This window comes from Shigella sp. FC1567 (assembly GCF_001743015.1).
Classification (GTDB): Bacteria; Pseudomonadota; Gammaproteobacteria; order Enterobacterales; family Enterobacteriaceae; genus Escherichia; species Escherichia coli.
Map to the genome: position 1 here is coordinate 1 of NZ_MIIV01000043.1, position 12,040 is coordinate 12,040.

The 12,040-nt window shown below is 49.2% G+C and carries 19 protein-coding genes and 3 pseudogenes; 1 reads left to right on the plus strand and 21 read right to left on the minus strand.

Annotation, left to right across the window (positions count from 1 at the left end; genetic code table 11):
* A partial coding sequence (locus BHE85_RS03575; protein ID WP_047204290.1) for an IS1 family transposase occupies positions 1-188 on the minus strand: 188 nt, incomplete at its 3' end.
* 83 nt (positions 189-271) lie between these two features.
* Between BHE85_RS03575 and yejO the strand changes: the two genes are divergently transcribed.
* Complete coding sequence (gene yejO / locus BHE85_RS03580; protein ID WP_004985123.1) at positions 272-2,605, plus strand: autotransporter YejO; 2,334 nt, start codon at positions 272-274, stop codon at positions 2,603-2,605.
* A 674-nt stretch (positions 2,606-3,279) separates the two neighbouring features.
* Here the strand turns inward: yejO and BHE85_RS03590 are convergent.
* The 20 genes and pseudogenes from BHE85_RS03590 to BHE85_RS03690 form a co-directional block, all read right to left on the minus strand.
* Complete coding sequence (locus BHE85_RS03590) at positions 3,280-3,561, minus strand: hypothetical protein (RefSeq protein ID WP_000133395.1); 282 nt, start codon at positions 3,559-3,561, stop codon at positions 3,280-3,282.
* A gap of 280 nt (positions 3,562-3,841) precedes the next feature.
* Positions 3,842-4,276: a hypothetical protein gene (locus BHE85_RS03595; protein ID WP_000565609.1), complete on the minus strand. Its 435-nt coding sequence runs from the start codon at positions 4,274-4,276 to the stop codon at positions 3,842-3,844.
* Between the two features lie 161 nt (positions 4,277-4,437).
* On the minus strand, positions 4,438-4,851 hold the full coding sequence (locus tag BHE85_RS03605) for a hypothetical protein (protein WP_000224590.1): 414 nt from the start codon (positions 4,849-4,851) through the stop codon (positions 4,438-4,440).
* A gap of 12 nt (positions 4,852-4,863) precedes the next feature.
* Positions 4,864-5,167, minus strand: a pseudogene (locus BHE85_RS03610) (head decoration protein).
* Between the two features lie 11 nt (positions 5,168-5,178).
* Positions 5,179-6,234: a major capsid protein gene (locus tag BHE85_RS03615; RefSeq protein WP_000907462.1), complete on the minus strand. Its 1,056-nt coding sequence runs from the start codon at positions 6,232-6,234 to the stop codon at positions 5,179-5,181.
* Entirely contained in the window at positions 6,234-6,440 is a 207-nt protein-coding gene (locus BHE85_RS03620; RefSeq protein WP_000796963.1) for a hypothetical protein, read from the minus strand. Before BHE85_RS03620 ends, BHE85_RS03615 begins: the two co-directional genes overlap by 1 nt.
* A gap of 250 nt (positions 6,441-6,690) precedes the next feature.
* Complete coding sequence (locus BHE85_RS03625; RefSeq protein ID WP_001132079.1) at positions 6,691-6,915, minus strand: hypothetical protein; 225 nt, start codon at positions 6,913-6,915, stop codon at positions 6,691-6,693.
* 41 nt (positions 6,916-6,956) lie between these two features.
* Positions 6,957-7,084 (minus strand): annotated as a pseudogene (locus tag BHE85_RS28185) (trigger factor).
* Positions 7,041-7,313: a PerC family transcriptional regulator gene (locus tag BHE85_RS03635; protein WP_000233304.1), complete on the minus strand. Its 273-nt coding sequence runs from the start codon at positions 7,311-7,313 to the stop codon at positions 7,041-7,043. Before BHE85_RS03635 ends, BHE85_RS28185 begins: the two are co-directional and overlap by 44 nt.
* Before the next feature lie 10 nt (positions 7,314-7,323).
* The gene (locus BHE85_RS03640; RefSeq protein ID WP_000126687.1) at positions 7,324-7,734 is read right to left on the minus strand and encodes a single-stranded DNA-binding protein; all 411 of its coding nucleotides are present in this window, start codon (positions 7,732-7,734) and stop codon (positions 7,324-7,326) included.
* The gene (locus tag BHE85_RS03645) at positions 7,731-7,982 is read right to left on the minus strand and encodes a hypothetical protein (protein WP_000192401.1); all 252 of its coding nucleotides are present in this window, start codon (positions 7,980-7,982) and stop codon (positions 7,731-7,733) included. The genes BHE85_RS03640 and BHE85_RS03645 overlap by 4 nt, the downstream gene beginning before the upstream one ends.
* 200 nt (positions 7,983-8,182) lie before the next feature.
* Positions 8,183-9,582: pseudogene (locus BHE85_RS03650) on the minus strand (helicase RepA family protein).
* Positions 9,579-9,878 carry a DUF4222 domain-containing protein gene (locus BHE85_RS03655; RefSeq protein ID WP_000770175.1) on the minus strand — a complete coding sequence of 100 codons (300 nt, stop codon included), beginning with the start codon at positions 9,876-9,878 and terminating at the stop codon, positions 9,579-9,581. The pseudogene BHE85_RS03650 and the gene BHE85_RS03655 overlap by 4 nt, the downstream one beginning before the upstream one ends.
* 5 nt (positions 9,879-9,883) lie before the next feature.
* Positions 9,884-10,117, minus strand: coding sequence for a hypothetical protein (locus tag BHE85_RS03660; RefSeq protein WP_001204964.1), 234 nt, complete (start codon positions 10,115-10,117; stop codon positions 9,884-9,886).
* On the minus strand, positions 10,110-10,343 hold the full coding sequence (locus tag BHE85_RS03665) for a hypothetical protein (RefSeq protein ID WP_005005152.1): 234 nt from the start codon (positions 10,341-10,343) through the stop codon (positions 10,110-10,112). The genes BHE85_RS03660 and BHE85_RS03665 overlap by 8 nt, the downstream gene beginning before the upstream one ends.
* Complete coding sequence (locus BHE85_RS03670) at positions 10,336-10,557, minus strand: hypothetical protein (protein WP_005005155.1); 222 nt, start codon at positions 10,555-10,557, stop codon at positions 10,336-10,338. The genes BHE85_RS03665 and BHE85_RS03670 overlap by 8 nt, the downstream gene beginning before the upstream one ends.
* A complete protein-coding gene (locus tag BHE85_RS03675) occupies positions 10,547-10,747 on the minus strand; it encodes a host cell division inhibitor Icd-like protein (protein WP_000226783.1) in 201 nt (66 codons plus the stop codon). The genes BHE85_RS03670 and BHE85_RS03675 overlap by 11 nt, the downstream gene beginning before the upstream one ends.
* Before the next feature lie 25 nt (positions 10,748-10,772).
* A complete protein-coding gene (locus tag BHE85_RS03680) occupies positions 10,773-11,438 on the minus strand; it encodes a hypothetical protein (RefSeq protein WP_128566912.1) in 666 nt (221 codons plus the stop codon).
* Positions 11,439-11,452: 14 nt separating this feature from the next.
* Positions 11,453-11,659 (minus strand): helix-turn-helix transcriptional regulator, encoded by a 207-nt coding sequence (locus tag BHE85_RS03685; protein ID WP_000387478.1) that lies wholly within the window; start codon positions 11,657-11,659, stop codon positions 11,453-11,455.
* A 120-nt stretch (positions 11,660-11,779) separates the two neighbouring features.
* A partial coding sequence (locus BHE85_RS03690; RefSeq protein WP_000317683.1) for an IS1 family transposase occupies positions 11,780-12,040 on the minus strand: 261 nt, incomplete at its 5' end.

Consider the following 12,040-nt stretch of genomic DNA (forward strand, 5'->3'; position numbering starts at 1 on the left):
CCATTCATGGCCATATCAATGATTTTCTGGTGCGTACCGGGCTGAGAGGCGGTGTAAGTGAACTGTAGTTGCCATGTTTTACGGCAATGAGAGCAGAGATAGCGCTGATGTCCGGCAGTGCTTTTGCCGTTACGCACCACGCCTTCAGTAGCGGAGCAGGAAGGACATCTGATGGAAATGGAAGCCACGCAAGCACCTTAAAATCACCATCATACACTAAATCAGTAAGTTGGCAGCATTACCAATTAACGGAGGGTATCAGTACATTGAAATGAATGGTACCGCAGAATACTCAGTATTAAATGACGGTTATCAAATTGTTCAAATGGGTGGCGCGGCAAACCAGACTACCCTCAATAATGGTGTGCTACAGGTTTATGGCGCAGCGAATGATCCCACGATTAAAGGCGGGCGCTTAATCGTTGAAAAAGATGGGATTACCGTCCTTGCCGCTATCGAAAAGGGAGGATTACTGGAGGTTAAAGAGGGGGGATTAGCGATTGCGGTAGATCAGAAAGCAGGCGGTGCTATTAAAGCAAGCACGCGGGTCATGGAGGCATTCGGAATAAACCGTCTCGGTCAGTTCGAAATCAAGAATGGTATTGCTAACAATATGCTGTTGGAAAACGGCGGAAGTTTGCGAGTTGAAGAAAATGACTTCGCTTATAATACTACTGTAGATAGTGGCGGCTTACTGGAGGTTATGGATGGCGGGACTGCAACTGGCGTTGATAAAAAAGCAGGCGGAAAATTAATTGTCTCAACGAATGCGCTGGAAGTGAGTGGTACAAACAGTAAAGGCCAATTTAGTATAAAAGATGGTGTGTCAAAAAATTATGAACTGGATGATGGTTCCGGGCTCATTGTTATGGAGGACACGCAGGCCATTGATACTATCCTTGATGAGCATGCCACTATGCAATCGCTGGGAAAGGATACTGGTACGAAAGTGCAGGCAAATGCGGTATATGATCTCGGTCGATCAGACCAGAATGGAAGTATCACGTATTCCTCTAAAGCCATCTCTGAAAATATGGTTATCAACAATGGCCGCGCTAATGTCTGGGCTGGCACAATGGTTAACGTGTCAGTCAGAGGGAATGATGGCATTCTTGAGGTCATGAAGCCGCAAATAAATTATGCACCCGCTATGTTGGTGGGTAAGGTAGTGGTTTCTGAGGGCGCTTCTTTTAGAACGCATGGTGCCGTGGATACCAGCAAAGCGGACGTTTCGCTCGAAAATAGCGTATGGGCCATCATTGCCGATATCACTACGACGAACCAAAACACCCTCCTCAACTTAGCCAACCTTGCGATGTCTGACGCAAATGTGATTATGATGGATGAGCCAGTGACTCGTTCATCAGTGACGGCAAGTGCGGAAAATTTCATTACGTTGACCACCAATACCCTGTCGGGAAACGGCAATTTTTATATGCGTACCGATATGGCTAATCATCAGAGCGATCAGCTCAACGTCACCGGTCAGGCAACAGGTGATTTCAAAATATTCGTGACGGACACCGGTGCCAGCCCGGCAGCAGGAGATAGCCTTACACTGGTAACAACGGGCGGCGGTGATGCTGCATTTACGTTGGGCAATGCCGGAGGCGTTGTTGATATCGGTACGTATGAATATACCTTGCTGGATAATGGCAACCATAGCTGGAGTTTGGCAGAGAATCGCGCGCAAATTACCCCTTCAACCACTGATGTGCTGAATATGGCGGCCGCACAACCGCTGGTATTTGATGCAGAACTGGACACCGTGCGTGAGCGTCTTGGTAGCGTAAAAAGCGTTAGTTACGATACGGCGATGTGGAGTTCGGCAATTAACACCCGCAACAACGTGACCACTGATGCGGGAGCTGGTTTTGAGCAAACATTGACGGGCCTGACGCTCGGTATCGATAGCCGTTTCTCCCGTGAAGAAAGCAGTACAATTCGCGGCTTGTTCTTTGGTTACTCTCATTCTGATATTGGTTTTGATCGCGGCGGAAAAGGTAATATCGATAGCTATACCCTGGGGGCTTATGCCGGTTGGGAGCATCAGAACGGTGCCTATGTTGATGGGGTGGTGAAAGTTGACCGTTTTGCCAACACCATCCATGGCAAGATGAGTAATGGGGCAACAGCGTTTGGCGATTACAATAGTAACGGCGCGGGTGCTCATGTTGAGAGCGGGTTCCGTTGGGTTGACGGATTGTGGAGTGTTAGACCCTATCTGGCCTTTACCGGCTTTACCACAGATGGTCAGGACTACACGTTATCAAACGGCATGCGCGCTGATGTGGGAAATACCCGGATATTACGCGCTGAAGCGGGAACGGCGGTAAGCTATCACATGGACCTGCAAAATGGTACGACGCTGGAACCCTGGCTGAAAGCCGCCGTACGTCAGGAATACGCCGATTCTAACCATGTGAAAGTTAATGACGATGGCAAATTTAATAATGATGTGGCTGGAACCCCTGGCGTTTATCAGGCTGGGATAAGGTCATCGTTTACCCCGACGTTAAGCGGTCATTTGTCAGTCAGCTATGGCAATGGCGCAGGGGTAGAATCGCCGTGGAATACTCAGGCGGGAGTGGTCTGGACGTTCTGATAACAGAAAATAAACAGGCTGTGATGTGTCACGGTCTGTTTATCAAATTAATTGCAGATATAAAAAAACCAACCGTAAAGGTTGGTTTTTTCTTGGGATTCACGAGAGTAGTTTAATTGAGCGTGTAACTTCATGATTTAAAATAATGTATATGATTCAACTTTTAAACCGTATAACCAAACGTATAACTAAAATGATTTGCTGAAAAAATGCACAATTCAGGGTCGGATTTTCCCGGATGTTTAATTTATAAAAACGAAGCTGGTGGATGATCTGCGTGGTGATTTCCACCATTCAGAGCAGGGGCGGTCATCATGCCCATGCCATAACAAAAACCCCATATTCGTGGTTTTTCTGTGTTGTGGCTATTCTGCCGTTGCCGTGCTGGTGGATATTTCCGTTATGGGGATCACCATATCGGCATCATGCCCACCAGCCAGCGCAATTTTGCGCTTTGCTTTAAGTTCAGCAAGTTACCGCGCCGGATTACGCCAATGGCTGTTTCCGAAAGAATCAACGGGTTAGGCCTTAATGGGCTGCGTGGTAATTATCAGCATCCAGAATATGACGGGTTATGTTTCCGACCTCCTCAATTTGAGGTTCCCGAAAATATCAACGGGTTAGGCTGGTTTCCCCGATGTTCGCCGCTGGCGAATTTCGAAAATATCAACCAGTTACCGCCGCAACCGCTCCGGCTTCTTCCAGTGGTATGTAATTTTCTCCGTTTCCCGATACAGTGCCACGCGGCGATTGTAGGCCAGCATTTCAAGAACGCGGATCCGTATGTTGCGCATATCCACATCATTAAGCTGGATACCATCACGGCGCATCACCTCAGCAACAACACGCGCATAATTTTCGGCTGTCACGCTGTCCGGCTGCGTGGCCTGTTCGTCAGTCTGCTGGCTGATTCCACCAGCACGGCGGATTAATCCCAGTATTTCGGCTTCTGTCATTGTGCACCTATCGTTCTGATTGTCTGGTGTCGTCGGGTCCTTCCTGGAATTATGGACCCGTTACGGGGCGGCGACCTCGCGCGTTTTCACTATTTATGAAAATTTTTCGGGATCCATGTCCGGTTTCTCTACAAGTTAACCATATGAAAAATATAAAAACATGCTTTCCATGAACCGGACATGCGCAAAAAACAGACACTAAAACCGGACATCGAACCAGTTAACCGAAAGTGTGCACAAATCACATGCATTGCTGCGAGTGATTAACAAGTTATCGGCTTTACTGTTCTGTATCGGCTGATTGCTCCATGCTGGCACGGCGAACGCTTACGGCATGACGCCACCCAGCCAGAAAGCCAGCCATTTTATTTCGTGCCTTGCTCACATCTTCCGGTGAATAGCCGTAAATCTGCAAACCTTCATCAAATCGATGTTCTGTTTCTTCACTGGAGTACTCGTCACGCTCAGATGAAAGCAGCCTGGCAAACATAATTTTTTCCAGCGCACTGGTTTCTACGTGATATCTGATGGCCTCAAGACGGCTTTTACCTGAAGACCAAAGCAATGTATGCCCGATGTGATAACCGCCAGACTTTCCGCGATCCGCATTAAGATACGGCATCCCCTGTTTGGTCCATGCGCGAATAGTGGTTCTGTTAACCTTGAAATGTTCAGCTATTTCCTGCTGACTTACAAAACAAGCTTTATCAATCATAATGTTACCTTAACTGCATGGTTAAATATTAATCAAGTGGTGGTGGTGTCACCTTCACGGAAAAACGTCATAAATAGCGAAAACCCGCGAGGTCGCCGCCCCGTAACGGGCCATAATTCCAGGAAGGACCCGCAAAAAAGCCGGATTTCTCCGGCCTTGTCTCAGATGGTTTTCAGTATGCGATCGATGTCGCCGTCATCGCCTGGGTTTCTGCCATCGTATGCCATGCCAGCTGATACGGTTTGTGGGCTGTGCATGTCCATAAAGTTTTCAAAGGCTGCGGTAAGCTCTGGTGCAACCTTCGGGCGTTCCTGCTCTATGGTCATGTTCAGGATGTTTTTAGCCGTATCAACATCGATACAAGGCACGTTTGCCATTGCACGCAACAGCGGCTGATAGTCTTTATGCTCATGAAGCGCCATAATCGCATCAGCGCGCGGCTTGTCCTGCTCTTCCAGTTTGTTGAGTTGATATACGGCCTCGTAGGTTGATAAACCTCTGTCAGCCATTGCCCGCGCTTCGGCTTTAAATTTACTCGCCAGCGGTAGCGCCATGATGCTTTCATTCGTTGCCATCGTTCCCCCTGCTTATCGGGCCAGCGGCTGAACGGATACGCCAGAACCCGCAAAGGCGGCGCATTTTTTCGCATCGGTGTCGACGCTCTCAGGCCAGTTAACGGCGGCAATATTGAATATCCCCGTCTTGTAACACTGTGCTGATTTCTGCTTTGACGTGTCCACGAGGTACGAAGTCAGATAAACAGCCTTGCCAGATTCCTGACCATCCCACGGCTTAAACTCGCCATTGTCCACCAGCATCAGCGGCAAAATGTACCAGTGTCGTTGATACCTGCTGACTGCCTGCAAATAACTCAATATATGGAGTGTCCATATAATCCCCCGTTAACCAATTTTGACGGTAACAAATTTGCGAATATCTGCCGGAACCGGCTGCGGTGCGCTGTGTGTCTGCACGTACTCAATCGCCGGATCGCCGTCCTCAATCCAGTTTTTCGGGTAGTACATGTTTTGCGTTGCGCCCGTTCTTACCGCTTCCTGATCCATAATCGCACCATAGGCCACCAGCCCTTTATTGTTGGTGTTGCCCAGGACCAGCAAATCAGGCTCAAGGAAATATTTTTCGGTGCCGTCGCTGTCAGTGTATTTGCCGGAATAGACAATAAGAGCAATATCGCCCAGATAGCCTTTAAAGCTCACCACTTCGCCCAGGTTTTTACAGGCCATTTCTGCGGCGGATTCTGAACCACGGGAAAGATCGTACAGTTCACGGAATTTTTTAAAGCTGCGTAACGTGCGCCATACCTCAGCGCCCATAATCATGACGTTGGCGGGGCAACCTGCCTGATCTGCGTATAGTTCGATGTCATAGATTGGATCGTAAATATCTTTATCATGCTCGGACCATTTTTTGCCGTCGGACTGCTCTATGATGTTTTTTTCCGGTATCTTCCAGTCGATTTCATAGCGTTCTATGCCTTCGCCCTCAATGATGTTTTTTCCGGTCGTTACCGCATTCACCGCCAGCCATTCCACGCGTGCCTTAATGGCGTTTATCTGGCGGCGCATGTTGCCAGTAATCAGGCGCATACGGCGATAGGTAGGGTCGTTAAGCTGTGCCGGATCTTCTCCAGCCATGCGCATGATGGTTTTCGTTGGATCGATTTCGTGCTTTGGCTTCATGTAGCCAGGTTTGATTGTGCTGGTTTCGTACCCTTTATCGCGCTGAACCTGGCTACCCACCATAGGCGAACAAAACGCCGACATGGTGACTTCTTCAATGTCCAGGGTATCCAGCATGATGTTTTGCGTGCTGAATGTCGCCACGTTCGGGAAAAACAGCGTGGTAAACAGAGGGCTGAATTTAAAATCCGCAATATCCCCGCGATTCAGGTACATAAAAAGCTGGTTAGTGTTAAGTGCCGTTGCTTTGCCTGCCATTATTCACCCCCATAATTTTTATGCATCCCAAGCGCCGCAAGTAAATAAGAGCGTACAAGTGAACCTATCGACGGCTCCGGCGTCATCAGCGGATCCAGTCCAGCCGCCACGCCAGCCTCATAGTTTTTTTTGTGGCGCTGCTTGAGCACCTCCACGATTTCGGGGCTTATGTACACCGAAACACCGCCTTTTTTCTCTTCAGCCATAGTAAGAAATTCCTCTTCGACTAAAAAAATCATAACTGGATGTTTATCCAGTCCTGATTATAATCAGAATTGCATTTTATGCAATAATATTGAGTTATGTTGCAAATTATGAAATGATTATCCCGATCACGAACGCCAGTGCATCCAAAAACCTCATATGCAAAAGCCCGATAAGAACCCTCTGACCTTATCGGGCTTTTTTGGGCGCAAAAAAGCCGGATTGCTCCGGCTATGTGTGCTGTGTGCTGGATCAGTCTCTGATCTCTTTCAGAAATTCTATCAATGCATCTATCTGTTCAGGATTTACCGCCAGCATTTCACCGGATAGAGCACATCTCACAAAACCATGCTGATCCTTTTCAATCAGTGCGCCCGTCTCCAGGAATGCGCGGTAATCATTGATGCTCATCGTCTCCATGTTGTCAGCATGGTATTTATCACGCTGTTTTAATATCTCATCAAATTTCATCGGCATTGTTTTTTTCCTCTGTTGTGTCTGTTTGTTTCAGATAGTAACTATGCCTGACCGTGACGAAAACCCGGTAATGCGCCATACCGTTTCAACTGGTGCAAAAAAGCCGGATTTCTCCGGCTGTTTGATTAGCTGTCCTGGTAATTGCGCCATATTTCATCACCAGCACCATCTATACCCATTTCGGCATAAGTGCGATCGACTGCCTTTTTCAGGTCTCCGAAATTATCCGGCGGCTCCGGTGCCCTCTGTGCCTTCCTTGAACATTCCAGCCGTCGCATCGTGATGTGATGCCGTTCCTTGTCTGTCTCCACCAGCTGCATGACTTCACCCCATCGCGCCGCCGCCCTCCGGTAAAAGCCTTTCGCCTCCAGTTCCTCCGCTATGCGGTCATGTACCATCGTCACCCCCTCAGAACGAAATATCATCACCGTAAGGGTCATCGCCTCCCGCTGGTGGCTGATTACCCTGTGTGCCTGTGGTTTTGCGTCTGTTCCCGCCTGGACGTGCCGCGCGGGCACTGATTACGCTGTCTGCGATAACCTGCCAGCCCTGCCGCGTTTCTCCGTTCTGTCCGGTCCACTGGCTTACCTGCATCGTGCCGGATACGCTGGCAACATCGCCTTTTTGATGTTTAGCCAGGAAGTCGGCCTGTTTGCCAAATGCGATGACCGATAACCATAACGTCGCCTGTCCGTCCTGTGCCTGGCTGCATGGCAAAGATACCGCCATACGCGCCAGCGTCATCGGTGTGCCCTTGCTGGTCTGTTTTACCTGCGGGTCGTCCACCAGCCGCCCGTAAGCGGCTATCTGTGCCGTCATAATTCCACCTCTCCGGTTTTAACGTTGATGGTTGTTACCTGTTCCGCTTCGGCAATCTCCCGTTCTGTCAGCGTGGCAAAGTTTGCCGCCGCCGTGGTCATGAATGCGCTTATCAGGTCGGGATGTTCCTTCGCGTATCCTTCCCGCGTGTGGCGGTCTATCGTTCTGATTGCCACCTTTAAGGTGTGCTCAGTCATGTCTAACGCTTTATATTTTGGCTCTGTTCTGTCTCTGCGTTTTTGGGTCATTTCTCGCAACCTCTCACTTTTTCGCCTCACTTTTTCAAGCGTCTCACTTCGTCGCAGTTGGGATTTTCGGTTTTTCTATGTGTGTGTTTTATAAGTATTTTTTTACCCCTCACTTTTGAGGATGTATACAGGTCGAAAAGTGAGGGAGAGCGGGCTAATTTTGGCCCTCTTTCTATCCCCCTCGCTTTTGCTCCTCACTTTTATAGCGGCGCTACATCATCCCCATCGATACTAATAACCCCATCTTTTTCCAGCTTGTACAGCCAGCGCCGGAAGTTTTTCATTTCATACCCCAGCTTTTTCATGTCATCACGTAACAGCGGGATCGTGCACTTGTCGCCGTTCTGTGTGCGTGAACGGATGCACCCCCATAGCGCGGTATGGTTTTCCGTCTTGTTCCCTGCCTCCTCGATGCGCTCCAGTTCAACAGGAGGGCGCGGATCATCCACCACCACCAGCGACGTGATTAATTCACCGTCAGCGTCGGTAAAAAGCTCCACCACGCGTAAGTCATATGCGGCTTCTTTGAGTTCCTCCGCGTCCTTCATTTTGGTGCATGAGATAACCAGCGCTTTGCTTCCTGCGTCCTCCCTGCGTATCCGGTATTCAGCATCCAGCGAAGCACGAAATGCACTGGAACCGCGCGCGCTTTCGTCTCATCCTTGCCGGAATGGTGAACCACCAGCACCGTGGCCCCTGTGCGTCGTTTCAGTTCGTCACAACCACGGATAAACGCCCCCATATCACGGGAATCATTTTCATCATTCCCACCAAAGCAACGCGCCAGCGTATCCAGAATAATCATGCGTACAGGTTTACCCGTTTCCCGCTCCACCTGACGGGCAGCGATAACCATTTCATCAACATCAAGCGGGGCAGCCGGAAAGATGGGGCGGTTTACCAGATACAGATTTTTCACCTGCTCATCGTGCACAACCTCCCAGGCTTTTACACGACGCGGAACGCCGATACCGCCTTCACCAACCACATAGAGAACCGCACCATGTGCAACCCTGCGGCCTCCCCACTGGCGACCAGTGGCAACATGGCACGCCCACGATCCGGCAAGGAATGATTTATAGGACCCGCTAGCCCCGTATATGCTGCATAGCGATACCGCCGGAATAATCCCCTTAACCACGTAATCCAGTTGCGTGTCGTATCCGGTAGATCCAACGCTCATCGGTAGCGTGGTTTTTCGCTGGTGGTTTTTTTCTTCCACCGGCTCTTTCCCGCGCACCCGTTCCAGGTATTCGCGCCAGTTCTCCCGCATATGGCTGTGCATCCCTTCGGGGTAATAATTCGCATCAGTTACACCCGCCGCCGCCAGCTTGTGCGCAATGGCATTAATATTTGATGGCCTGATGTGGCCTGCCTTGTACAGCCGGACACAATAGCGCCCCTCGTCGATGATTCTCAGGTCTGCCAGTTCATCCAGTTGATCATCAGCCAGCACAACGGGAGGCACATTATCGCCAGCCAGTCGCCCGTCCTGTTCCTGCCACTGTTTTGCATGTGCCCAGGCATCACTACCCGCAAAAATAATGACTTCGGTCATCTTGTCGTAAGGCTGTTTTTTTAAGTTCGGTGCGCTTTTCATTTCTTGCCCCTGAATCCGTTAATCATGGTTTTCAGCTTCTGGATGTTTGCCCGTGCCCTGGCGTTGCTGGTGGGCACGTTATGCGGCGCGGTCTGTACCAGAGAAAAATCACGCCGGAACTGATAAACAGGCATCACGCAATCATATTCGTAACCTTCACGGCGGTAGGTTACACGCCGTTCTTCCACGCCCTTAATCATTACCGTGCCGCCGTACTGGTCGCGGTAAATATCACCGCGCGTAAATTTAGGGTGAGTGTTGCCACTGGCAGTTAAGCCAGAATATTTAAGTTTCATTATTTTTATTCTCCGGTGTGCTGTTCTTTATATCTGTCGTGCAATAGATCTATTTCTTGCAGTTCCATTATTACAGGCTCAAGAAGCGTTATTAATGCCGTGGCAATTCTTGATTTTTGTTTGTCGCGTTCATTGTCGCCAAGTGTTTCAAGCCATATGCGCAATATTTCCAGCATGTTTTCACTGTGAGAAAGTGCAAGAAATGCGCGGTCTATTGTTTCGTGGTAAATATCACGCATGGCTTACATCCTCAGGAAATTTTCTTCTGTAACGCGCCTCTGCCACATATTCCGCATAATCGGCGGCGATATTCAGTACATCAAGCCCCGTTGATTTATATTCTCTCGTGGAAAGTAAGAAAAAAGCCGCTCTAATAAGTTCTGGCATTGACGAAAGCGCATCAGCCGCATCATCAGGAACGCCGGGAAATTCCTGTTTCAGGGAATTAAAACGATCATCACGCATAACCCCCCCCATTTTCACAATCAGCAACAAGAATATTTTTAGCGTCATTCAGCGACCGCGTTGCGATGTATCGGATACATTCCAGGGCGAACTGTGTCCGGTCTTTCTGTTCTTCTCCCTGCGCAAGCTCTGCAGTGCATTCAATATCAATAAGCGCGTGCATCAGCGTAGTGAGTGCGGCGGCTGCTGCGTTCGGTGTGGTTTTATTGTGCATAGGTTTCCCCCTGACGAATACGGGCGGCGAATACAGCAACACAACCGGACGGGCAACGGCTACGCGCTTCGCGTTCCGTCCAGGCGGTTACGTGGATGATTTGAGATTCTCCGGCACTCAGGGCCAGAAAACGCCACACAAAGGCCGTTTGTGTGTGTACAAGGTGTGGTATATGATTTACGGCAACCATAACGGCTCCTAGTTTACGTTGTTGGTTAGAAGCCCTGCGAGTGGTAATGACACTTGCGGGGCTTTGCTTTTTTAAGTGCTCTTGTGTTAAGGTGGCCACCTAACAATGGAAAGGCTAATTCAATAGGTGACCACTTGTCAATAATCAAACGCGATAAAAGCCCTAAAGGGGACGGGCAATCCCCACAATTCAGAATGCGAATTTCTCCAGAGCTAAAAGAGCAATTCGACAAAGAAGCACAGAGCGACGGCATAAGCCTAGCCAACTGGCTTAAAGAGTTGGGGCGCACTGAACTAAAGCGGCGCGGCATAGAACCCAAAGGATAAAAACTATCAGCGCCGTGGTGTGAGGTATTACGGCGCATTGCTATGCAGGACAACACAATGACCGATAAAGAATTGACCAAAACATTATCACCGGCACGGAAAAGACGGCGCAGAAAGATAGAGCATGAATCAGAAAGATTCGCACCATGTGCTTTTGCCCTTGAGCAATTCCTTAAAGAGTATAGGGAAAAGCGCTCATTGCAGGTATGGCAACGAACTGAACCAGACTGATTGCATTGCCCACCAGCCTGATAGCGGCTATCATCCCCGTGCTTATGTTTGGGATCATATACACATAAGGCGCAGCGGGTTAATTGTTCAGAAAGGCGGCTCCATATCGGGGCCGCTTTTTTCGTGTTTGTCATATCTGTGATACCCGTTAAGCAGCCGTTCCGCGTGCTTCCTGTTCGCGTTCTTTCTGCCAGGCCAACACATCATCCTCATACCATCCGCGACGGCGTAAACCAACGCGAAAACCCTGCGGAAATTCTCCGGCGTTGATCATGCTTTGCAGCGTGCTGTCTGCCTTGATGTGGATAATTTTTTTTACTTCCTGGCGAAAGATAATTTTTCTGATTGCTTCCATCGTGATTTACCTTGTGAATCCGGTGTATTCCGGTGACAAATACGGTAAATCATCGGATATGGGTAAAAACAGTTCCCACCGTTTTTAAACGGTATACACCGTTTTGGTAATGACTCCAACTTACTGATAGTGTTTTATGTTCAGATAATGCCCGATGACCTTGTCATGCAGCTCCACCGATTTTGAGAACGACAGTGACTTCCGTCCCAGCCTTGCCAGATGTTGTCTCAGATTCAGATTATGTCGCTCAATGCGCTGAGTGTAACGCTTGCTGATAACGTGCAGCTTTCCCTTCAGGCGTGATTCATACAGCGGCCAGCCATCCGTCATCCATACCACGACCTCAAAGGCCGACAGCAGGCTCAGAAGACGCTCCAGTGT